Below are 23,312 nucleotides of genomic sequence, written 5' to 3'. Positions count from 1 at the left end.
TATCAAACTTCTTATTAAGTACTTGTATTGCTTGCTTCCCTTTCCCCTTCTTCTTTCGCTGTTGTACTTCCCATAAAGGCATTTCATATTCATGTATTCTTTAAATTTTTTTGAGGAGGGTCTTTATTGGACAGTGAGGATAGAATCTATGCCGAAAAAGTATTAAAACATCTATTTATTGGGGCACAGGTTGATGGAGTGCAGTTTGGTATCTCTCCAGCAACAGTAAAAATTTATTTTACAAATTACGAAGGTACGGAAGATTACGGCGGACAATTGTATCTCAACATCGAATCAAAATGGTGTTTATTACATAATCAAACCGAGGTACATCCATCTAATGAAGATGAAATCGAGGATTATTCTGAAGATGAAGAATACGTTAGGATATATAAAATTAGAAGACAAAAAATCGTAAATATACAATTAGGAAAGAAAACTCCGCATCTGTTTATCACATTGGATAGTGGATACACAATTTTTGTAAATGGTTATCACGACAAATTTGAATGTTGGCAAGCAGGAGTTGAATTTGACGACGATTTTTGGCTTGTAGTTGCAGTTCCTGGCAATGAAATTGCAATCTGGACACCTGATAGGTTTGATACAATATAAAAAAAGCTAGTTGATTTTAATCCATATCAGTTTAAAAATTACACTAGGTCTATATAGGAAAGTTCGTTGCAATCAAAATGATAATTCTCTCCTATTCAAGGAATATTCTGAATTCTATTTGATAGTAAGAAAATAGTAATTTATACTTTAGTCATATAGATGCTAGCATACTAGTTTAGAAAACAGAATATCTATCTATAGAATAGATTATTGAGGAGGTAGAGAAATGGAAGAATACAGAATAGAAAAAGCAATTCAAGATGTTTATCCTGATGACTTCTCTTGGTGTTATGGGTGTGGTCGATTGAATAAAGACGGTCATCACCTGCGAACAGGTTGGCAAGGTGACAAGACTGTAACGTTCTTTAATCCTGAATCAAAATATATGGGTATTCCAGGGTTTTTATATGGTGGCATAATCGCCTCATTAATCGATTGCCATGGTACAGGATCTGCTGCACTCGCATTACATCGTAAAAATGGGAATGAAATTGGTGATGGGACAATCCCACCTCGATTTGTAACTGCAAGTCTGAATGTAGATTACCTGAAGCCAACTCCTCAACAAGTTACATTAAAAGCTGTTGGGACTGTTGAAGAAATTCATCCGAAAAGATGGAAGGTTGATACCGAAGTTTTTGCAGAGGATACGCTTTGCGCTCGAGGTACAGTAATATTAGTAAAAATGCCGAGTACTTTTCAAAAAACCGATTAATAGACAAGTCTGAAGTATGTTCATTAAAAGTAACTATAATTCAAAACAAATAAATATATGATAATAAATTCCTTTAAATCAAATATAAAAATTAAGATTGTTATTTAATTATAGCCTTCTATTTTGCAAAAAAAGAAGGCTTTTAATTAATTTACGTTTACATCAAAAACAAATTTTTGTTTTCCATTTGGCCATATCGTTTCAATTTGATAAATATAATAGCCACTTTCTAATGGCATAGTTATTTCATCTTCTATTACTTCAACATTATCACTTTGACCATCTTCATCTATTTTAATAACCGTAAATGAAGAAGGTTTTTGATCGATTTCAAATTTTAATTTCTCGCCTTTATCAACTTCTAATGTTTCGAAAAGCTCAGCCATTTCATTTAAATTGGGAATACTTTTTGAACTAATATCAATATTGTCTTCTCTCCACTCGTAATCACCCGGTATCATTTTATATGGTTCTCCATCTACAATGACTTTGCCTTCTGGTGTTTTAATTGTATCGTTTGGTAATCCATTGCAGCCAGTTAAAATAAATACAACCAATATGAGTAATACTATTTTATTCAATTCATACTTCCCTTTCATTTACTTTCCTCCGATTTTTTGATTAAGAATAACAATTATCTTTAAAATAAATATCCAAAAGACTATATCCCATCATTCTATGAAAATTATTTCATATTTCCCACTAAATGTTAACAAAAATTTCCATTCATATCAATCAAGTCCTTAAACAAAACGAACACTCTCCCTATAATAAAGGAGAGCGCCCCGTTGTTCATATTGTACAAACACAACACTGATTATTTAAGTTAACTATTTAATGCTATTTAATGTAGATTACTAAATTCACCTTTATGTTTATTTTTAATCTGATATTGAAACGAAAGGGTCGCTATAAAAATAGCATATGTTTCGAAGATCTTCTAATCATTTAGAATTTAAATATTAATCGATCTTACTTCTTAAATGATAATCTAATCGCTAACAAACCATTCAGTGCCAAGAAGAAAACCATTATGATTGTTAATAATGCTATGTCAGGAGCAAACATTTTGATTGAGTGCCATGGTGATTGTACAAATTTCAAAAATAATGGTACAAGAATGGCCGATACTATTAAACATACAAAACCTAACATAGCCCATAAACGATTTTTGCTTGATGTTTTTGACTTTAATTTAATTAATAAATAAATCGATAACAAAAATAGCAAACTAATAATCCCAACGATAAAAAATTGGACAGTTTGTGTATTTTTTGGAATACTCACTGGTTGATTCCCATTTAAAATATTAATAATACCTGATTTAAGGTAATATAATCCTTCTTCTTCTAACTGGTTATTTTTATTTGTAAGTATTACTACACCCCAATCGCTTTTCGGAATATAAAACATTTCTGCATGTGAATCAGGTGTTGAACCTGAGTGCCAAAATATTTTTTCTTCAGTCCCTGGGTTTGAAATTCTTATTCCTAAGCCATAATAACGATTTTCACCTGTTTGTATATGAGGAGTTTTATATTGATTCATTGTGTATTCACTTAAATAACCAATATAATCTTTCCCACTTAGAAATTTGATGTATTGTACTAAATCTTCTACACTTGCCGTTATATATCCATATGGTGCTCCACCATTATCATATGTTACGGAACTTTTCTGAGGTATACCGAACCATGACTGGTAACCTGTTAAATATCCCTTTTCTAAGGCAGTTTCGTAATCTGCTGCTGCATTCTTCATACCTAAAGGTTTAAATACATTTTGTTCCATGTACTCTGCATATGTTTGATTTGTTACTTCTTCAATAAGCGCCCCAAGAATTAAAAAGTTGGCATTACTGTATTGATGTTTTTTTCCAGGTAAACTAGTAAGTTTAACGTTTGATAAACTCTTTACATTATTTTTAATTGCATTTAAATCTAAAGATTCTTTATCTGAAATAGATAACCCTGTATAAGTACTAAATCCACTCGTTTGGGTAAGTAAATGTTTGATTGTTATTTGAGCTTCTCCTTGCTTAACTTCAAGTTTAAACCAAGGTATATGTTTTTGTACTGGATCGTCTAGTTCAATTATGTTCGCATCAATGAGCTTCATGATTGCTAAACCTGTTAATGATTTGCTAATAGAACCAATTGTAAAAGGCGTTTCTGTCGTAACCTTTTCTTGTGATTCTCCAGTTATTCCCCACGATTTTTTATAAAAATATTCATTGTTTTGAATGATAGCAACTGAAGCACCAGGAACTTGATATTCTTCCAAATACGATATAATATAAGCATCTAACTGGTTCTCTATTGTTTTATCGGAAATTTGGTTTGCTGTTACTAATTTAATAGGTAGAAATATAGTACAACATAAAATAATGAAACAGAATTTGTATGGAACACGGAGAACTTTCATCAAAGCAATTTCACCCCATCATTAAATTGAAAGTTAGGAAAACCAAATCCTATTGAAGTAGAGACAAAAGATTTTGCTATTCCTAAAAGTATTAATTTTTACAATATATTCCTTTAAACATAAAAAATAGGTACCTCAGTATGAAATTTCATAGGTCTAGGGGCTTAAAGAGTCACTTTTATCAACTTATTGAATTCATTAACTGGAAAAAGTATTCAGGTTGATGTGTTTTATTTAGGTGATACCAAGAGTGTAACGTTTCGGGTGCAATTACATCTAACTTTTTTAGAACTTCCCTTGCAAATTCCAGAGGAGCTATACCTGATGCAGTAATTAAATTCGTATCAGAAACTACAGGTTCCATTTCATAATATTTTTCACCTTTATAATTAGGACAAGTCATTTTAATATACTCTAAATCGTTACTAGTATGTCTTCTTGAATCTAGGAATCCCTTATTCGCTAATGCTAGTGTTGCACCACAAATGGCAGCAACAATCGTTCCAAGCTTTAATGCCGCCTCTATTTTCTCTAATATAGGTTGATGAATTTCTTCGCCCCAAGTAGTCCCCCCTGGCACAATTAAAAGATCTTTGCTATCAAAACCACATTCATCTAGGGAAAGGTCGGGTTTTATACGTAGTCCTCCCATCGTAGTAATGATTTCTTTATTCAATCCTATTGTAACTACTTTTAAAGGGGTTAAACCTTTTTTGAAATACCTTCCTGAGTTTAGTTCAGCAACTAAATAACCATATTCCCAATCTGACATTGTATTAAATACATAAAGATAAGCTTTTTTTGTTTGCATTCAAAACACTCCATTCACATTTGATATAACCCAAGTATAATAAAACTTCCCTGACAACTTACGTCAGGGAAGTTTTATTGTTGTTGATGAAATTTTATTAATTCTGACAGAACTTCAATAAGTCTATCCTTAAGACTTATTGGTTCATCAATGTGAATCGATTTACCGTAAGATAATAGAAAGTAAGGGATATATGTATCGATTTGATCTTTTTCAAGACGAAATACGGCTTGTGTTGAAGTTCTTTCTTGTAAATAATGTCCTAAATACCAGTGTTGGCAAAGATCATCCAAAGATCTCGAATTTCCTCCAATAACCAAATTCATTGTTTCTTCCTTATCTTTTATGGTTGGAAGTAGATTTTTCAAAAATAAGTGACGTGATGAAAAATTTTCTGGCCGTTCAAACTTATTTTCCGTTAGCTTTAAACTTTCCAGTCGATTTACTCTAAAACTACGAATATCCTTTCTCATATGACAGTATCCAATGATGTACCACTTATTATTCCAATAAATTATCTTGTATGGATCAACTAACCGATATTTTGATTGGTCATCGTCACTTTTATGGTAAAGAAATTTTACAGAGTAATCATCGGCTATAGCCCGATCCAGTACATTTAGGGCATTTTCCAAAGAGAAGGAACTAAATCCGTTTATCACTTCGAGACTCGTTAATTGTTGATTTATCTTTGTTTCTTGCTCTTTGTTTGAATACTTCCTCAGCTTCGAAATTGCCCTTTTTAGAGCTTCACCTCCATAATATCCGGCTTCTTCTGCAAAAACAGCAGCATGAATTAATGCAGTTTGCTCTTCAAAATCAAAAAAAAGTGGAGCTTCAATAAAATTATTTAATAAAGTATAACCACCATTATGCCCGGGCTCAGAAATGATAGGAACCCCACTCATTGAAAGTGTATCCATATACCGATATACAGTTCTAATATTCATCTCTAATTTTTCCGATATTTCCTTGGCAGTAATTTTTTCACCTGAACGAAGCATCCATAATATTGCAAGTACATTATCAATTTTAGACATACTTTTCCACCTTTAATAAGTTATTATCCACTACATAAACGATTTAAACCGGGAGTAGTCACCCAAAAAGGTTTATAAATTCCCTTTTTCTGATAGAAACATTCCTATTTCTTAATAAACCAGTTAGAGGGTTGTACCCTAATTGCCTAGCAAAGTTTGTTCCACCAATAGTCCTTATTATTTTTAGAATAAGAAATTTTTAAAATTGATGACTGTACTAGGACTTATACTTTTATAATCAGTTGTTGATAATCAAGATGTTTCATTTTTAGTATACCAAATAAAAAATGACGATTTATTATAAACGTTATGAACTAAAAGATATTGTCAGTTAACGAAGAGCAATACTCTCATTTTTTTGAAAAAAAATCATACAATCTAGTAACATAAGGAGGAATAGAAACGAATAAAATTGTTTTCGTTGGTGGCTTTTTATTAATATTTGGCGTTATTTTCACTTTTATATATCTTCCTCAAGCTGAAACAGATCGTCATCCATCAGATAAAGAAACTATTAAATTATTTGTAAATATTCAAAATGTATTAAATGGAAAATATAACATCGGAGCGACTAGTACAGCTTCGAACCATAACGGTACATTGAATGAAATTATAATTCCGATTAATGGCAGTCAAGAATACTATGAATCCGTAAAGAATGAAGTCGAATCGCTTGTTAAAGAAGTAGTGAAATCAACTCCATTTAAAGATTACTCCGTTAAAGTAGAAAAAAATAAAATCGGTTCATTTTTAAACGTGGAGGCCAAAGAAGTAATGGAATTGCGATTTGAAATGACGAAAACAATACAAGAAAGTTTAACGGAATCCTATCCGAATCAAATAAAAGACATAGCTATAACTGATTCATCTCAAAATCTAATTATTGAAGTAAATACTTTATTAAATGGAGAAGAACCTACAAGTATAGGTAAAGAAATAGAAGCTAATATAAATAAAATTTTAAAGGATCAATTCACTTCAAATTACCTTAAAGAAAGAATTGTAAAGATTTATATTTATAATAAATTTGGGGAAAGATTAAACGAGTAGTATTTAGAAGATTATTTCAACATAGTTGTTCTAAAGTCTATATACATTGAATGATCAATGTATATAGACTTTTTCGTCTTCGATTAAAACATATTAAATTTGCAATTCAACTAAATCATCGACATATTGCCAATCATAAGGTGTTTCTTGGTAAACATAAAAGTTTAACCAATTATAAAAAAGTAAATTAGCATGGGTACGCCAAGTATTTTTCGGTGTTTTCGTTGGGTCGTTATCTGGGAAGTAATTCACTGGTAACTCCACATTTTCTCCTTTTGCCACATCCCGTTTATATTCATCTGCCAAAGTTGTGGCATCATATTCTAAATGTCCCGTGATCATAATATGCTTACTGTCAGTGGATTGGATAATAAACGGACCAACTTCATCTGAATAGCTTAATAATCGTAATTCTGGACAGTTACGTACATTCTCTAATGAAACGGACGTGCGACGTGAATGCGGTGCATCAAATTCATCACTAAATCCACGTACTAAATCGACTTTTAAATCTGTAATAACATGAGAATAAATACCTGAACACTTTATAGGAAGTAGGAATTTATCAATTCCAAAGTGATAGTAAAGAGCTGCTTGTGCTCCCCAACAAATATACATACATGATGTTACATTAATCTTTGCCCATTCCATAATTTCTGTAAGTTCTTCCCAAAAAGCAACTTCTTCAAATTCCATTAGTTCAACTGGTGTCCCTGTAATAATCATACCATCGAAACGTCGATGTTTAATTTCGTTGAACGTTTTATAAAAGGTGTCTAAATGTGTTTTTGAAACGTTTTTAGACGAGTATGTAGCTGTATTTAAAAATGTAACATTCGTTTGAAGCGGTGTATTCCCGAGTAAGCGCAAAAGTTGCAACTCTGTTTTCTCTTTCTCTGGCATTAAATTACAAACTAAAATGTTCAGTGGTCGAATTTGTTGCGTTTTTGCACGTTCCTCTTCCATAACGAAAATTTTTTCTTTGCGTAAAATTTCACCAGCTGGTAAGTTCTTTGGAATATTGATTGGCATTTTTGTTCCCCCAATACTATTATTTGTGCAAATACAAACTTTTATAGATAAATAGAGTATAAAATTACCCAAATATATAGCTGACCAATAAAATTTAATAGCTGTCATAGTTAACTCAGAATAAGGGAGAAGACCTGCTTTCAAATGACAATTGATATATTCGAATATTGCTTGGTCATCTTTTAAAACAGATACTTCATGCCATAACGCCAGTTCTGTTTTATTGTGATGTTTTTTAAGCATTTTATGAAAGGTTCTATTTCACTATTTTTTATTCGTTCACCTCCTTTAAAGAGATTGCCCAATAAGACACAAAAAACCCCCGCCCATGATGAAATAGACGGAGGATCCGTCGTATTCGGCAACTGGCTGGCATGGTGGTTTAATTTGCCACTTTAGCCCCTATAGCTTTGCGTCGCCACCTTTCAGTGGGTTTGCTATTATCGTACGAAAATTATCTCTTTACTAAATTTTCTTACTTTCAATGTAACTTGTTTACAAATTGTATACAATGGGTATTATTTACGATTTTTCACATTATTTGAAAATAATTAATGGCTTTCTATTTATTGATTAAATAGAAAGATTCATCTTTTTTAAATGTGAATTTAAACATTTTTGAGTCTCATTTTACAGTCTAAATTATCCGATTCTACTTGTTAATTCGTTTTTTACTATCTTAAAATATTATAGATTAAAAATATCGTTACCATTCTGCTTATCAACAATAAATTGAGTAGTAATTATTGACGATATTAGGACATAATTTAAATAACATCTATGAAGAAAGACAAACAGTTTTGACTATAAAATTACAATAGAATATAAGTAAAAACTTCTAATAGCAATGTTCACCTATATATGAAAGTTCGAATCCCCTTTCTACTATTTTCTAACAGAACAATAATTTCTCTATCTAGAAAAATCGGAATAGATGGATTGAGGAACTGGTTAAATTAAATAATAAAGCATCTTAAGATTAATTCATTTTCTTAAAGTGCTTTTAAAAGTTTTATTTTCTTAAGCAATTACTATCCATCGTATAGGTTAAGGTTTTGCTTGCATTTCCCATTCCTTCAATCTTTCAACTAGTTTTTCATGTAGTTCTAGATTCCTATTGATCACTTCACATCCCCGATCATCATATACATGAAAAATGCACCTCGTATTAACATTGATTAAAAATACATCAGGTGCAAATAGACAATGTTTTGTCCTTAAACGCGGCTGTAGTGGAGGGAAATCCTCATGAATTAATGTTTTCAAAAGAAGTTCAAGTTTTAAATCTGTTACTTTACAGCATAAAGACATTTGCTGAACAAATACATGATTTTCATCATCTTGCCATTGAAATTCATGGTAGTGTAGTGAATATTTTAATTTTTGTTCCTTTACATAACGTTTAAAGAAGTTAGGGTATACTATCTTTTTAGTTTCCTGTGGATAGGTATTAACCACAACTAGAACTGTATCTGTTTTCTTAAACAATAGAGGAACAAGTTCCGATAATTGTTTATACACCTTATTAAACAAATTTAAATTAATCTGATGATTTTCATCAAATGGATAAATATTATTACCTAATTCAAGATGTATACCTATACTCCAATGTTGATAAAAATCAGGTGTTAAAGCTAAATCGTTATAATGTTTCTTCATAAAGTTTTTAAGTTCCATAAGTTCCCCTTTATTCAATCATTAAAATTAGTGCAGTATAAGAAAAAAACATTATGCCCAATAGTGGTATCATTTTACAATAAACTAGTTTAATCGGACAGTTTTTTTAGTAAAAAAAGATAATAAAAAAATCGGCGTATTTCAAATGAAATATGCCGAATGTTGAAAAATATTCAATTGCCATCTTGCCTCTTAAATCATTTTTACGAATTATAATGGCATTCCGAGTATAGATTTTACTTCCAAGTATTCCTCAATACCATAGCTACCCCACTCTCGCCCGACTCCAGATTGTTTATAGCCTCCGAATGGGGCAGATAGTTCCATCGGCGCATTATTAATCGTAATATGGCCGGCACGAATGGAGGATGCGACTTTCTCTATTTTTTCTTTATCTTTACCAACTACATAACCTGCTAATCCATACACCGTATCATTCGCGATTTCAATCGCTTGATCTATATCATCATAAGCAATGATTGACATTACTGGTCCAAAAATTTCCTCTTGAGCAATCACCATATCATTTTTCACATCGGTAAACACAGTTGGTTTAACGAAGTACCCTTTTTCAAGTCCTTCCGGTTTTCCAGGTCCACCAATTACAAGGGTAGCCCCTTCTTCAATCCCTTTCCTTATATATTCTTGTACGCGATTATATTGTCTCTCAGAAACAAGGGGTCCGAAAATATTTCCCTTGTTTAGTGGATCACCATAAGGAATAGTTGGCAAGATTTCCTTCACTGCCTCAATGAATTCATCATGTTTTGATTTTGGAACAAGGGTCCTTGTGGCCGCGACACATACTTGACCCGTATTGAAAAGAACATTCGAAATGGCGATTTGAGCAGCTTCTTTCATGTCGTAGTCATCGAGAATAACAAGGGGGGATTTCCCTCCAAGTTCCAGAGCTACTTTCTTAATTGTTTTTGATGCATTTTCTGAAATCTTTTGACCGACTGCTCCGGAACCGGTAAAGGATACGAAATCAATATCTGGATGAGAACTAATACCATTCCCCACGACCTCTCCCGTTCCATTCACTAAGTTAAAGACGCCTTTTGGTAAACTAGCAGCTTGGAAAATTTCAGCTAGAATAATGGCTGCAAATGGTGTTAGTTCAGAAGGCTTTAACACTACGGTACAACCAGCAGCGAATGCACTAGCAAGCTTCGTAGACGTCTGATTTGTAGGGAAATTCCAAGGTGTTATAAGTCCGCTCACACCAATTGGTTCTTTACGAATTAACGCACTGCCTCGTCTTTCAGTAAAATCGAAACTTTCCAATTCTTTTGCTGCTTGACGAAAATGACCTAAGCCCATGTTGTAGTGTGTATGCTCACTGATTGTAATCGGCGCTCCCAATTCTTGTGTAACCACTTCAACGATATCTTTTTTACGCTTTTCATATTCATCTGCAATGCGATTTAACAGATCAATGCGTTCTTCTTTCGAAGTTTGAGAAAATGAAGGAAATGCTGCTCTTGCAGCTGCAACTGCTTTATTTAAATCTTCAATCGTTCCATCACTAATTCGACCTATCACTTCTTCAGTAGCTGGGTTGATTACATCAACTGTTTTTGATCCAGTCGATTCAACCCATTCACCATTAATAAAGTGCTTTAATTCGTTTCGAATGTTTCATACCCCATTTCAAAAATAGTCAATATTACTAACCTAATAGTAATTCTATGTATGAAACTCCCAGACATTAATCCAATTCAAAATTTTGTTGAAGTTTAAACTATGATTTTTAATAGGCTTTACACGCCCAAGCATCAATTTCTACTTTTAATACGGGTGATGCCAGTGCCACTACATAAATCATTGTCATACAAGGGAGATGTTCACCTAGAAATTCCCCCATAATTTTTCTTCTCTTCTCCGCATCAAAGTCACCGACCAAATAAAAAACCAACTTTGTTATATTCTCAATTTCCATATCGGCAGACTCTAGATTTCTTCTTATATTCTCTAAAGCTAATTTTAGTTGCTCTAGTGGATTCTGAGGCACATTGCCATCCACTTCCATTCCTACTTGCCCCGACAAGTTAAGCCATTTATGCGGACCCGTAATTTCTATTTGATGTACATAAGGGGCTAAAGGTTGATGCACGTTTTCTGGGTTTCTTGATCGTTTCAACATCTACCATTCCTTTTTCAAATATTTCTACTAACACATTATAGTAATCAAAGAATTTCGATTAATCATTCACGTGTATACTTCGTTAGCATTACGAGAAGTATTTTATTAGACTCTTAAAGTTAATTCACTAATACAAGATAAGAGGAACTATTGTATAGGTAAAAATGATACTTGCCAAATTCCATCTGCATTTTTAATCATTTTAAAACCCATTGTCCCCTCTCCTGTGTCATATTCAATATATCCTTCATCATCACTCGTTTGAATAAATGTTCCTTTATCAATATTTCTAAACTGCTTTATATACTGTTCTTTTGAACCTCTATCAGATTCCGGAATACTTTCATCTTCCTCTTTAGACCATAGAACATATTCTTCCCTGTCTGTATATAATGCGTATTTAACATCATAGTTTTTATCGAACCCAGCTTGAACATATAACTTTGCTACACTTACTGGATCCAATCCACTTAGATGTTCTAAGTTGAAGTCCTTTTGAAAATTGTTATATACCTCTTTTTCTTTCGATGACAATTCAAATAAAGTTAACTCAACGGATGGGGGATCATCAATCACTTCCTCCTTTACTGACAATTTATCTTCATTTTTTTCCTCAGTACAAGCTGATAAAAGTAATGTTCCGATGATTACTAATACACCTAATTTTCCATAAATCATTCCAGTTCCCCCATATTTAAGTCTTATATTTATCTATTAATTTTATCAGAAATATAAAATTATTCCATAATATGGATTAATTAGTTGGGGTATCGTTATTTGTTTTGTTCCTCATCTGTCAGGTTAATCCACCACATACTGAACTGTTGGACACACATTGTAAAATGAAACATCGTTCTTCAAATTTAAACTTCTTTTAATAATCGTTTTATTTGTCAATTTTTACATAAAGTTTATTGATCTCTAAAATTAAACAAACTAATAAACCAGAAATGACTCCGAAGTATATTCCATTAATGATAGTGCTATCTGGCATGTTTAGAGCACTTCCAATAATTGAACTACTTATAAAACCGAGCAATCCACCAGCTACAATTCCTAATAATATTCTCATCACCATGTTTAAACATCCCCCATATATTATTAAACGATTTTGTGTTTAGTTTACTTTTTCTATTATTTTATATGAATCGATGAAAGCATTCTTTAATAAAGTTGTCTTTTAAAAAAGAACACTATTCTTTGTGCAAGAATAGCGTTCGGCCATGGAATAATTATTTAAAGTTGATATGAACTTATGATCCATACAATTATTACATTCGTTCTTATGTTCATTTGATGATTATCCTTTGAGAGGATTAAAATTTTCCAACTATTTAGTTTGAATTAAAATAACTTCTTCTATAATAGGAATTTCCTTTTTGAGTAAAGCGATGACTGATTCATCCATTTTATTATCCATTTCACAAATCGTGATAGCTGGACCATTAAGGCTTGAACGCTCATTCGCCATACGAGCAATGTTAAATCCTTTTTGATACAGAATACTCGATAGTTCAGATATCGCTCCTTTTCGGTCGATATGGCGTATCAAAAGGGTTGGTCGTTCTCCGGAAAATTTAAGAGGATAATCATCCAATTCTTGGACTTCTACTTTACCTCCTCCTAAAGAACTTGCGAGTACTTTAACACGACGTGTATCACCTAACAACTCTACGAGAACTGTATTGGGATGATAGCTTCCAAGAATTCGTTTTGTAAATTCATATTGTAATCCCTGTTCTTCTGCAATAACCTTGGCGTTTGGAATACTATTATCCATAGTCGTTAACCCTAGTACACCTGCTAATAAAGCTAAGTCTGTCCCATGCCCTTGGTAAGTTTCTGCAAAAGAGCCCATTAGTGAAAACTTTACAAATTTCGGTTTTTCATTCAATAGTTGATAAGCAATGTTTCCGATTCGAACTGCTCCGGCCGTATGTGAACTAGATGGCCCGACCATCACTGGTCCAATAATTTCATAAGCACTTTGATATTTCGCGGGACCGGAAACACTGCCTTTTTCGTTAAATATTTGTTCTTTCAATTTCTTCCCTGTTGGAGTGCCGGCAAGGCCACCAACCCCTGTTTCCCTTAGTGACTCTGGCATTTGCTGGCCTACCTCTTGCATGACGGAAACAACTTCATCAGGTGGAATAACACTGACAATGCCCGCTAAGGCCATATCTGCTGCCGCTTGAGCTGTAATAGCGTGCAGTCCGTTGCGTATAATACATGGAATTTCCACGAGCCCGGCAACTGGGTCGCAAACTAGTCCAAGAGAATTTTTCAAAGCAATTCCAACAGCATGACCAACCTGTTTTGGCGTACCGCCAGCCATCTCCACGAGCGCACCAGCAGCCATTGCTGTTGCTGAACCAACTTCAGCCTGACACCCACCTGCAGCTCCTGAGATGGAAGCTTTATTGGCAATGACCAAACCAAGGGCAGAGGCAGTAAACATCGATTCGACAATCTGTTTGCGGGTAAACTTTCCACTGTCAAGGGCGTGAACGAGAACAGCTGGTAATATTCCTGCTGAGCCTGCTGTTGGTGTTGCCACTATCCTTCCCATAGCGGCATTTACTTCAGATACTCCAAGCGCATTCGCTGCAGTATTTAATGTGATAGCATCAATGAAGGATTCCCTATTTTTTGCATATTGATGAAGACGGAATCCGTCCCCACCCGTCAAACCGGTACGAGACATTACAGGACTGTTTGTTCCCCTACGGACGGACTCCTCCATAACAGTGAATTGATCCCACATACTTTGGAAAATCGTCTCTTGATTACAACCTTTTTGCTCCACTTCTTTTTTTATCATTAAATCTGCAATCGTTATGTTATCTTTCTCTGCTAGTTCAATTAATTCATGTAAACTCTTAAAAGACATATCTTCACTCCCTAAAGTAGGTTGACTAATTGCAGAAAGCAACCGTTATGTTTACCTATTTCTGTCCAAAATATTCAACAACTACCGCTGCCATTGTTTTTGCTGCAATGATCAAGCTATCCTCATTAATTGTAAATTTAGGATGGTGATGCGGATAAGCTGGACCATCTGACGGCATAGCTCCCACATAAAAGAAACTGCCGGGTACCTTTTGTAAATAGTAGGCGAAATCTTCTGAGCCGGAAGAAGGCGGTGTTTCAATAACTGCTTTAACTTCAGGAATTTCAGCTTTATTGATTGCGTTGACAACTATTTCTGTCATTTCTTTATCATTTACTAAAACAGGATAATCATGAGAATAGATTAAATCATATGTAATATCAAATTCTTCAGCAAGTCCTGCTAAAATTCGCTTAAATTCTTTTTCCACGGTAGCGCGAACTTCACTGGACATCGTCCGAACATCTCCTTCAAGTTCAACACTATCCTTAATAATATTAAAAGAACCTTTCCCATCAAACGAGCCGATGGTAACTGTTGCCATATCAAATGGATTGATTCGGCGACTGACGATTGTTTGGGTTGCAACAACGAAATGACTAGCAGCGACAATACTGTCATTGCTTAAATGCGGCATCGAACCATGTCCGCCTTTCCCCTGAATTCTCACTTTAAAATATGAACGTGCCGCCTGCATTTCTCCAGCACGGTAATAAACTTCTCCGGTATTTGCTAAAGACATAAGATGGATACCAAAAACATTATCAACACCTTCTAAGCATCCGTCTTCAATCATCGCAGCTGCACCACCAGGAGGCGTTTCTTCCGCTGGCTGATGAAGAATTACAACATTTCCTTTTAATTGATCCTTCAATTCGATTAGTGATTCAGCTAAAATCATTAAATATGCTGTATGTCCATCATGACCACATGCATGCATAACACCCGGATTTTTTGATTTAAAAGGAACATCTGCTTCTTCATTAATTGGCAATCCATCAAAATCAGCTCTTAAAGCAATCGTCTTACCCGCATGCCCACCTTCGATGGTTACAACAATTCCATACCCACCTACATTCGTTCTTAATTGAACATTTTTATCTTTATAAAAATCGGCTATATATTGAGCTGTCTTTTCCTCTTTAAAAGATAATTCAGGATGTTGGTGAAGATATCTTCGAATTTCAATCATTTTTTCTTTTTTCTCATCTAATTTTTGTAAAAGTTGATTTAACATTACTTTTCCTCCTTTATTTTTCTGTTTTAACGGTAAGAGTTACGAAGCCGCATATTAGAATCGCAATTGCCAAGCTGATAAAAACGATGGAAAATGAACCACCAGCCATGGAGATTAATGCTCCAAATGAAATCGGTGCAATAAAACCTCCAAGTGTCCCTCCAGTATTGACGATTCCAATGGACGAACCAATTACTTTTTCCGGCAAAATCTTATGTGGCCAAGAAAAGATTCCAACAAACATGACTGTTAGTAAAAATGTAAGCACATATAAAAATACGATCGATAGTGCCAATGAATCTGAATAAACTAAACTAATAAACAATATAGATGATAAAATTGACGAAACCATTAACAGTAATTTTTCTTTGCCATTAAACTTTGTCAATAAAACACCCGCACATAAGGAGGCGATTGTTCCTCCAATCGCATTCACTGCCAATATAGTTCCAACTGTACTAATGGAAAGCGAAAATTTAACCTTTAAAAAAGAAGGCAACCATGACATATTTCCATAGAAGGCAATATTGGCAATCAACATCGCGATGAATAAAATAATGACATTCCGATTAGAAATTACCGATTTAAAACTAACTTGTTTAGATACTACTTTCACTTTTTCTATAGGAACATGATTTGGCACAAAGAAAATGACTAGTAGAAGTGAAATGGCAAAAAATGCACCCAATACGTAGTAAGCATAATGCCAATTTAAATCAATCAAACGTGCACCAATAACAAATGCTAAAATACCGCCAATACCACTTGTAGACAAAATGAGTGATTGGATAAAGGTCCGTTTTTCTTTTGAGAAGTTAACTGCAATTCCTTTAGAACAACTTGGTGGATACCCTGCATGACCTATTCCTGCTAGGAAGCGAATTAACACAAAAACTAGTAAACTTGCCCCAAAGCTAAATGCAAATGAAAATAGTGCAATTAACGAAAGAGAAAGAATTAAAACCTTTTTATAACCAAACTTATCGGCCAACCACCCACCAGGTATTTGCATAATTGAATATCCGAGGAAAAATAAACTCATCATTAACCCGGTTTGACTAGTTGTAAGGTGAAATTGTTCTGCAATTGGAATAATTGCAGTTGAAATCATATTTTTATCCATATAAATCATGGAATAACCAGCCATTAAAGCTATGATTAACATTGCTTCTCGAGAACTTTTGGCCTTTTGAACCGAAAGTTTGGCTTTGTTTTCATCTAAAAATTCTTGGGTAATAGACATAGAATGTCTCCTTTCGGTAACACATTATTTCGAAAGCGCTTTCAACTATAAATAATTATAAATTCTGACAAATGTAAAAGGCTGTCCATTCATTGTCCTAAATATCTCCTGCATTTGCCATCATCTAGTTGTTTGTTTACACAATGACAAAAAAAGACCATTAAGTTTTAACTTAATGGCTTAATTTCAAAGAGATGAAAGGCATTTAATGTTAAGGTCGTTTGTAAATATAAGTTCGTGGCAATTTCTTCCTCATAAATTTGTAATTCAGGAAAGGTACGCTGTTTTAAGAAAGCAATTGTTTCTCCATCATTAATATTTCCCCGCTGGAAATTGATCCAGTTCATGTAAAATGCACCATTATTTCGGTCCAGAATGTGCTTACGAATTTGATAATGACCAGGGGGTAATCCTGAAATCACAAACCTTGTTTCCTTCGTTAAGGAGCGTAAAAAGAAACTTTCAACCGAGTAAGAAGGATTAACATAGGAGGTGTTATAAATAGCTAATTGGTAACCTCCTTCTCCTTTCGTTAGGACAAAATCATCTCCTTCAGCTAAAATCTGAGGGCTTAATTTTGCCATCAATTGTATATTAAAAAATGCAGGACGTTTCAATTGATAATAATAAAAAAGTGCAATCCCATTCATAGCAATTTGCTCATATTCCTGATTACTTTTCTCCAATGAATGGGTATCAATCCAAAACCCGACTCCAGAGATTTCCCTCATCACATCAAACATATCTTTAAAGATTAGGGAAGAACGAAAGAAGCTTCCACTTAAATCGACAGTATTTCCGTAAAGTGTATTCCAATTGGTTAAATAAATAGAACAATCTACAAAACCAACTGATTTTAGTTGCTCTTTTAAATCAGTACATGATTTCTTTAAAAAACTTTTTACACCTTCAAAGCTACTATTATTCATGTCTGTAAAATCAACATGTTCATTCGGATTGCAAGTGAAACAAATAAGGTCGCATATAGTAGCAAATTCCTTTAAAAAAGCTGTGGCTTTTCCATTGATACCACTTTCTAAACGATACGGTACGTGAAGACCCACTTTTGAATCAGCTGACCATTTTTTCACCCCTTGATAAAAATCTCGATAAAAAGCTCTCGATGTTTCATCCCACCTTGTGAAAACTACTTCAAACTGCCACTGCCCTACAAACGCATTGCCGAAATATTGGATACTGTGCTGTAAAAATTCTTCTAATAACTTGAGATATTCAGAGCTGATTTCCACTTCTTTTTCAAACTCTACACGGATGAATGGCACTAAACCAAGTTGTCTCATGCGGGTGAATAATGCATTAATCTGATAAAATTTCCCTCCTGTTTGAAATAATGGTGTTGTAATAGTTAAGGTAGAGGAGAACAAATTCGAGAAGTATATATACTCAAAATAAAGTAGCTCTTGAATAATTTGTAGTTGTGCTTGAACTTCTTCATGCAATGCATATTCCAGTTGGCCAATCACCAATAATTTGCTAGACTTTTTCCGTGTATAAATAGGTTCCTTCGGCATGTCAATATATACGGTTGATGCAGCAGGTTCGACCATTGTAATAAGATTGTTATTTGACGATGAAATATATTTACTGATTTCAATTAAAAATTTAGGTGATTTCAATAAAGTATATTGGTCTCTTTCAGAGAATTCTTCACCTCCATTAGAAGGTTCTTTCTTATGAAGACTTCGATATTCAGCTGGTGTTTGTTGGTACATTTCTTTAAAGACTTTGTTAAATGATTTTGCATTTGGAAATCCATTATTAAGGGCAACTTGAATAATACTATTGTTCGTATTCAAAAGCTCATGAACGGCAGATTTCAATCGTACTTCTTTTACATATTGTGTAAAACTTATACCAACTTCCTGCTTAAAAAAGCGGGATAAATAATAAAGGGATAAATATTGCTGTTTAGCTATATCCTCCAACGATATCGACTTACGATAGTTTTTTTCAATAAAAGCTAGAATATTTCGAATTCGTTCATTCTTCATGCCGATTATTTGATTTTGACCAATATAAGTTGATTTAAAATTTCGGATCAATAGAGTGACTAACTTATAAATTAAACTATTGATTTCGAGTTCATTTCCCTCTTGCTTTTGATATTGAGCAATCAAAATTTCTGCTAGGAGTTGCCGAATTTGATCGAATAATAAATAAAATCCATTATCTTTTTTAGTTGAGTTACAGTCAAAATAGCACTCATGAATTTTAGTGTAATGTTGTTCGATCAAACGTAGGGGAATTTGCAATAAGGCCACAACATTTTCCTTGTTTCCTTTGATTGTACGAACATGATTTGCGTTTATAAGAAGAAGGTCGTTTTCGCTCAAATGAATGGATTGTTGGTTTACCAACACTTCAATTTCCCCACTAATAACGAGAAGTAACTCAATCCCTGAATATGTATATTGAGAGTAATAACGTATGTTTTGAAGACTGATTTTATATGGTTCTTCAATGGTTGGTTCATACATAATCTATCACCCCAGAAATTTAATTAAGCGAAGTAAAGAATATGTTTTGTATGCGTTATAGAAAACATCTCTGCTCGCGATTAAAATTGATTTATACTTTGTATCACTTACTTTTATATTAATTCGTAATCAGTAGCATGCATATAAATTTTCAGTAAACCCATTCAATACTCCCCCTTGTTACTTTCTATATTGTACCAAGTAAATTTTAATTATTCGATACTATTAAGTATGTAGGTTCTATTTTGGAATATGAAGAACATAATGAAAAAATGGAGATTCCACAAACTAAAAAGACACTCCTAACAAAGAGTGTCTAAACAGTAGCAACAACCTTTATACTCGATGAACACTTTACGTATCCTTCCAATTATAAATTTCGGTTTGCTAACCAACGAAAGAATTTATAATGAAGTGTAAAGAAAATAATGATAAAAGGGTAGCACAAAGCAGAATACCAAATATTCCACTCATGATATTTAATAAATTTAAATTGATAACAAATCAATTCAAATAGAACAGCAACTAAAGAACAAAATAAAATGTATGCAACTTTACGTAATTTTGATCTGTTAAAAGGAAAGTAATTCAATATTATTAAACTACCTACATAATATAAAATAATTTGTCCGATTAATGGGGGGATTTGCACGCCCTCCTTATCAAGAACGTAAAATTTATATTTTACCGCTAGTATCGTATCGACAATAAGGCCAACTACTGTAGCGAATAATGAAGTAGCATGAATTTCAGAAAGATTAATTTTTTTGGGGATCATGTAGGCGATTAATAGAAATAATATACTTACAATATATACAAAAATAGTTTGCAGCTCCAAAAGTACCCCCCCACAGAAGTTCATTAATCCTATTTATTATGTAATTTTTTCTTATCAAGTATACTTCAACTTGAAGGGCATAATTCTATTTAATGAACCTTTAACTGTTTGTCAGTATTTAACAAACAGTTATAGGCAAGCTATTAGCGGTAAGAATAAATTATAATGTTTTTATTGCTTTTTCAATTGGAATTTGACCGCTAGTTAAATCAAATGCTTTTCCAATTGAATTATTGTTTTCTAAAACTAAAGTGATTGTCGTTGCTACATCTTCACGAGGTATCATGGCCATCTGAAGGTTATCTCCTATTTCTACTTTTCCTGTTCCCGATTCATTGGTTAGTCCCCCAGGGCGAATAATAGTATAGTCAAGTCCACTATTTTCTAGCCAAACATCAGCATAATATTTAGCTGCACTATAATATGGTGTACGATCCATCCATTCAGGGTGATTGTTTTCATGCCATTGATGAATCCCGATAGCACTAACAATAACAAAACGTTTGACGTTGGCTTTTTTCGCAGCTTTCATCGATTTAATAGCTCCATCCAAATCAATCATCATTGTTTGATCAGCTCCGGTGTGGCCACCTGAACCTGCAGTAAAAACAATGGCCTCTACTTCTTTCATAGCTTCAACCATTTTATCAACACTTTCTTCTAAATCAACTAATGCCGTTTTAACCCCTTGACTTTCAAATTTTAATTGTTGATCTTCTTTACGAACCATTGCTACTGGTTGATGCCTACCTGATTCTTGAAGTTTCTTTATAAGGTGTTGGCCTATTTGCCCGTTTGCTCCAATAATAAGTACCTTCAAAATATTACTTCCTTTCAAATTGAAATTTTGATCTATCACTACTATGGAAAAGGATTGCGAAACATATCCCTTTTTACTTAAAAATTTTTAACTGGACGTAAAATCTGACGTCATGACAAATAAAAAGGCTATGTTATCTAGCATTTAAAATATGGTATAATTTACCTAATTCATCTAACTTTGGCGACGGAGGTTGATTATTATGATGACGGTCGAAACATTTCTATTAGTTCCAGACACAAATGTAGAAGTTCCATTAACTTTGGAACAATTTAATATGAAATTTATTAACATTGAAAATAAAGAAAGATATCAAGAAATTCAAAAAATTATTAAAGATAGTAACGGAGAATATTACTACGGTTTTATTAAAGTCACTTACAATGACCATATTCTTTTCGGAGAGGAATTTATAGATTATTTGCTTATATATTGGATAGCGATAACTGACTTATTATATTCTTTTTTAGAAGATGAATTTGTTGAAATGATAGTACCTGGTTATGAAGTGAAACTATCGTTTACTAAAATCAACAATGATGTAATCAAGATTAAATATGGTAATGACATTTTTAATGTAGCAAAGAAGGAGTTTATCATGAAGTTATTAAGTGGAGGTAAATACTTCTTCGAAAATCACATTCTGATTACCAGTAGTAGTAAATACCAAATCATACTAGAGAAAATATATTCAATGTTAAAATCTTTAGTAGACTAGAAAATTTAAAAATAGCAAACTAGTCCTTAAGGATCACAACGTATAGATTGTCATCCTCAAGGAGTTATTTTTCATTTAATCCTTTTATAAATATTTCGAGATTAACTTCTAAAGATTCCTCAAAATCTAATGGTAGATTAAATCCACCCTTTCTTTTTAAATCTACTAATCCGTGGAGTAAACTTCTTAAACCCCTGACGGCATGAATTTGTTCTTTTTCATTTAGAGGGGAAACTGATATAGCTTCCATTATTAAATCTACGATAGCTTCCTCAGCAATTTGAATAGTATTAGATGATGGGTCAGGTGATGATATTAGTGCTTCATATAAACCTGGATGCTGATTTGCAAACTCTATATATGCTTTTCCAATTGCACGTATCGCTTCAGAGCCATCCTTTTGATTTAAAGTAGCCTTTTTTAAATATTGGTAAAAAAGGTTTAACGCTTTCAAAGCTAGGGCTAGTTTAACTTCTTTTAAACCTTTGAAATGATTATAAAGTGATGGTGATTTTATGGACAATTCCCTTGCTAATGTTGCCATCGTGACTGCTTCCATACCCCCTTTTTCAGCGATTTCTACAGCTTTATTTATAATAATTTCTTGATTTATTCCAGTACGTGGTGACATCATTTTTCCCTACTTTATTGATTTTTTTGCCTTTTCAATAGCTTGTTTCATTTTCTCTTCAGCATCAAAGATTAGATTTCCATGCCCTACCGCAAGTACCGATGGCTTATAAGTTAATAATTTTTCAGCAGATTCGATTGCAACTTTTTTGTTCCATGTCCCAAAGCTCGGGAATGGAAAACTCCAACGAATATCTCCTGCTACAGCAATTCCTCCTCTTGATTGGAATGCATCTCCTACAATTAATGTATTATCTCGAATATCCAAAAACGACATCATCCCTGGTGTATGACCGGGTGAATGTATAGCTATTATAGAACCTATTTGATCCCCATCTTCTAGTAATGTGTCCGGTACTGTTTTGATGTTCTTCGGAATACTCCCTTTAATCGGCAAATCCTCCTCACCGTCTTCTAAAGTCATATCCCCGTTAAGTATTTTAAATTCCCTTTTGGGTATTAAAACTTCAACATTTGGGAGTGCCTCTTTCAGTCCATCGAGTGCACCAATATGATCACTATGCACGTGGGTTAAGACTATTTTACGTATCGGCTTCCTTAAATCTTGAGCAGTTTTCAAAATATCTTTCTTACTTAAAGGTAGGCCTGCATCAATTAAAGTTAAATGCTCATCCTCTTCTACAAAATAACAGTTTACGGGGAAAAAATTCGGAAAAAACGTAAGCTGATAAATATTGTTCACTTTTGTTAATTTCATCCTAAAACCTCCAAAAACTAATGGTATTAGTTTTAGTATAACTAATACCATTAGTTTTTGGAAGATTTTTTTAATTTATTTAATAATATACAAATTTTGTAAAATCATAACAATCAAACTATCACTATTTACACATTTTAAATTAAAGAAATTTAAAGAAAAAAGCTACTGCATTAGAAAAAATTTCCCAATGAAATAGCTTTCTGG

At 33.3% G+C, this 23,312-nt stretch carries 22 protein-coding genes, 1 pseudogene and 1 riboswitch; of the genes and pseudogenes, 4 read left to right on the top strand and 19 right to left on the bottom strand.

What is annotated here, in order from left to right; translation table 11 throughout:
• Positions 1-126: 126 nt before the first annotated feature.
• The gene (locus tag H9636_RS10935; protein WP_191707644.1) at positions 127-615 is read left to right on the top strand and encodes a hypothetical protein; all 489 of its coding nucleotides are present in this window, start codon (positions 127-129) and stop codon (positions 613-615) included.
• Between the two features lie 226 nt (positions 616-841).
• The gene (locus H9636_RS10930) at positions 842-1,330 is read left to right on the top strand and encodes a PaaI family thioesterase (RefSeq protein ID WP_191707643.1); all 489 of its coding nucleotides are present in this window, start codon (positions 842-844) and stop codon (positions 1,328-1,330) included.
• Between the two features lie 146 nt (positions 1,331-1,476).
• Here the strand turns inward: H9636_RS10930 and H9636_RS10925 are convergent, their stop codons facing one another.
• The 4 genes from H9636_RS10925 to H9636_RS10910 all read right to left on the bottom strand — a co-directional run bounded on the left by H9636_RS10925 (position 1,477) and on the right by H9636_RS10910 (position 5,605).
• Positions 1,477-1,929 carry a hypothetical protein gene (locus H9636_RS10925; RefSeq protein WP_191707642.1) on the bottom strand — a complete coding sequence of 151 codons (453 nt, stop codon included), beginning with the start codon at positions 1,927-1,929 and terminating at the stop codon, positions 1,477-1,479.
• Positions 1,930-2,302: 373 nt separating this feature from the next.
• Entirely contained in the window at positions 2,303-3,754 is a 1,452-nt protein-coding gene (locus tag H9636_RS10920) for a serine hydrolase domain-containing protein (protein WP_191707679.1), read from the bottom strand.
• Between the two features lie 181 nt (positions 3,755-3,935).
• Positions 3,936-4,565, bottom strand: coding sequence for a type 1 glutamine amidotransferase family protein (locus tag H9636_RS10915; RefSeq protein ID WP_191707641.1), 630 nt, complete (start codon positions 4,563-4,565; stop codon positions 3,936-3,938).
• A 74-nt stretch (positions 4,566-4,639) separates the two neighbouring features.
• Positions 4,640-5,605, bottom strand: a complete 966-nt coding sequence (locus H9636_RS10910; RefSeq protein WP_191707640.1) for a helix-turn-helix transcriptional regulator — start codon at positions 5,603-5,605, stop codon at positions 4,640-4,642.
• Positions 5,606-6,205: 600 nt separating this feature from the next.
• On the opposite strand from H9636_RS10910, the gene H9636_RS10905 reads away from it, so the two are divergent.
• Complete coding sequence (locus tag H9636_RS10905; RefSeq protein ID WP_191707639.1) at positions 6,206-6,655, top strand: hypothetical protein; 450 nt, start codon at positions 6,206-6,208, stop codon at positions 6,653-6,655.
• Positions 6,656-6,748: 93 nt separating this feature from the next.
• Here the strand turns inward: H9636_RS10905 and metA are convergent, their stop codons facing one another.
• From metA to H9636_RS10845, 13 genes and pseudogenes are all read right to left on the bottom strand, one after another.
• Positions 6,749-7,687 (bottom strand): homoserine O-acetyltransferase MetA, encoded by a 939-nt coding sequence (gene metA, locus H9636_RS10900; RefSeq protein ID WP_225230186.1) that lies wholly within the window; start codon positions 7,685-7,687, stop codon positions 6,749-6,751.
• Positions 7,688-7,828: 141 nt separating this feature from the next.
• A pseudogene (locus tag H9636_RS19455) lies at positions 7,829-7,933 on the bottom strand (phenylacetaldoxime dehydratase family protein); the annotation flags it as partial.
• Between the two features lie 111 nt (positions 7,934-8,044).
• Positions 8,045-8,136, bottom strand: a riboswitch (cyclic di-GMP riboswitch).
• A 598-nt stretch (positions 8,137-8,734) separates the two neighbouring features.
• On the bottom strand, positions 8,735-9,364 hold the full coding sequence (locus H9636_RS10895) for a DUF3885 domain-containing protein (RefSeq protein WP_191707637.1): 630 nt from the start codon (positions 9,362-9,364) through the stop codon (positions 8,735-8,737).
• Between the two features lie 210 nt (positions 9,365-9,574).
• Positions 9,575-11,002 carry an aldehyde dehydrogenase family protein gene (locus tag H9636_RS10890; RefSeq protein ID WP_191707678.1) on the bottom strand — a complete coding sequence of 476 codons (1,428 nt, stop codon included), beginning with the start codon at positions 11,000-11,002 and terminating at the stop codon, positions 9,575-9,577.
• A gap of 115 nt (positions 11,003-11,117) precedes the next feature.
• Positions 11,118-11,507 (bottom strand): RidA family protein, encoded by a 390-nt coding sequence (locus H9636_RS10885; RefSeq protein WP_191707636.1) that lies wholly within the window; start codon positions 11,505-11,507, stop codon positions 11,118-11,120.
• 150 nt (positions 11,508-11,657) lie between these two features.
• On the bottom strand, positions 11,658-12,188 hold the full coding sequence (locus tag H9636_RS10880; protein ID WP_191707635.1) for an RNA polymerase subunit sigma: 531 nt from the start codon (positions 12,186-12,188) through the stop codon (positions 11,658-11,660).
• Between the two features lie 208 nt (positions 12,189-12,396).
• A complete protein-coding gene (locus tag H9636_RS10875) occupies positions 12,397-12,588 on the bottom strand; it encodes a hypothetical protein (protein ID WP_191707634.1) in 192 nt (63 codons plus the stop codon).
• A gap of 252 nt (positions 12,589-12,840) precedes the next feature.
• Positions 12,841-14,403: an L-serine ammonia-lyase, iron-sulfur-dependent, subunit alpha gene (gene sdaAA / locus H9636_RS19380; protein ID WP_191707633.1), complete on the bottom strand. Its 1,563-nt coding sequence runs from the start codon at positions 14,401-14,403 to the stop codon at positions 12,841-12,843.
• A 55-nt stretch (positions 14,404-14,458) separates the two neighbouring features.
• Entirely contained in the window at positions 14,459-15,640 is a 1,182-nt protein-coding gene (locus H9636_RS10865) for a M20 family metallopeptidase (RefSeq protein WP_191707632.1), read from the bottom strand.
• A 13-nt stretch (positions 15,641-15,653) separates the two neighbouring features.
• Positions 15,654-16,883: an MFS transporter gene (locus tag H9636_RS10860; protein WP_225230179.1), complete on the bottom strand. Its 1,230-nt coding sequence runs from the start codon at positions 16,881-16,883 to the stop codon at positions 15,654-15,656.
• A gap of 167 nt (positions 16,884-17,050) precedes the next feature.
• The gene (locus H9636_RS10855) at positions 17,051-19,381 is read right to left on the bottom strand and encodes a helix-turn-helix domain-containing protein (protein WP_191707631.1); all 2,331 of its coding nucleotides are present in this window, start codon (positions 19,379-19,381) and stop codon (positions 17,051-17,053) included.
• 370 nt (positions 19,382-19,751) lie between these two features.
• The gene (locus tag H9636_RS10850) at positions 19,752-20,219 is read right to left on the bottom strand and encodes a CBO0543 family protein (protein ID WP_191707630.1); all 468 of its coding nucleotides are present in this window, start codon (positions 20,217-20,219) and stop codon (positions 19,752-19,754) included.
• A 160-nt stretch (positions 20,220-20,379) separates the two neighbouring features.
• A complete protein-coding gene (locus H9636_RS10845; protein WP_191707629.1) occupies positions 20,380-21,039 on the bottom strand; it encodes an SDR family oxidoreductase in 660 nt (219 codons plus the stop codon).
• Positions 21,040-21,241: 202 nt separating this feature from the next.
• Here H9636_RS10845 and H9636_RS10840 point away from each other — a divergent pair, with 202 nt between their 5' ends.
• On the top strand, positions 21,242-21,757 hold the full coding sequence (locus H9636_RS10840) for a hypothetical protein (RefSeq protein WP_191707628.1): 516 nt from the start codon (positions 21,242-21,244) through the stop codon (positions 21,755-21,757).
• A 64-nt stretch (positions 21,758-21,821) separates the two neighbouring features.
• Here H9636_RS10840 and H9636_RS10835 read toward each other — a convergent pair whose 3' ends face one another.
• Together H9636_RS10835 and H9636_RS10830 are read right to left on the bottom strand one after the other, a co-directional pair.
• Complete coding sequence (locus H9636_RS10835; RefSeq protein ID WP_191707627.1) at positions 21,822-22,388, bottom strand: TetR/AcrR family transcriptional regulator; 567 nt, start codon at positions 22,386-22,388, stop codon at positions 21,822-21,824.
• 9 nt (positions 22,389-22,397) lie between these two features.
• Positions 22,398-23,105 (bottom strand): MBL fold metallo-hydrolase, encoded by a 708-nt coding sequence (locus H9636_RS10830; protein WP_191707626.1) that lies wholly within the window; start codon positions 23,103-23,105, stop codon positions 22,398-22,400.
• Between the last annotated feature and the right edge of the window lie 207 nt (positions 23,106-23,312).

The organism is Ureibacillus galli (assembly GCF_014836845.1).
GTDB lineage: Bacteria > Bacillota > Bacilli > Bacillales_A > Planococcaceae > Ureibacillus > Ureibacillus galli.
Note: the sequence above shows the minus strand (reverse complement) of the source record. Positions and strands in the feature narration are given on the sequence as shown.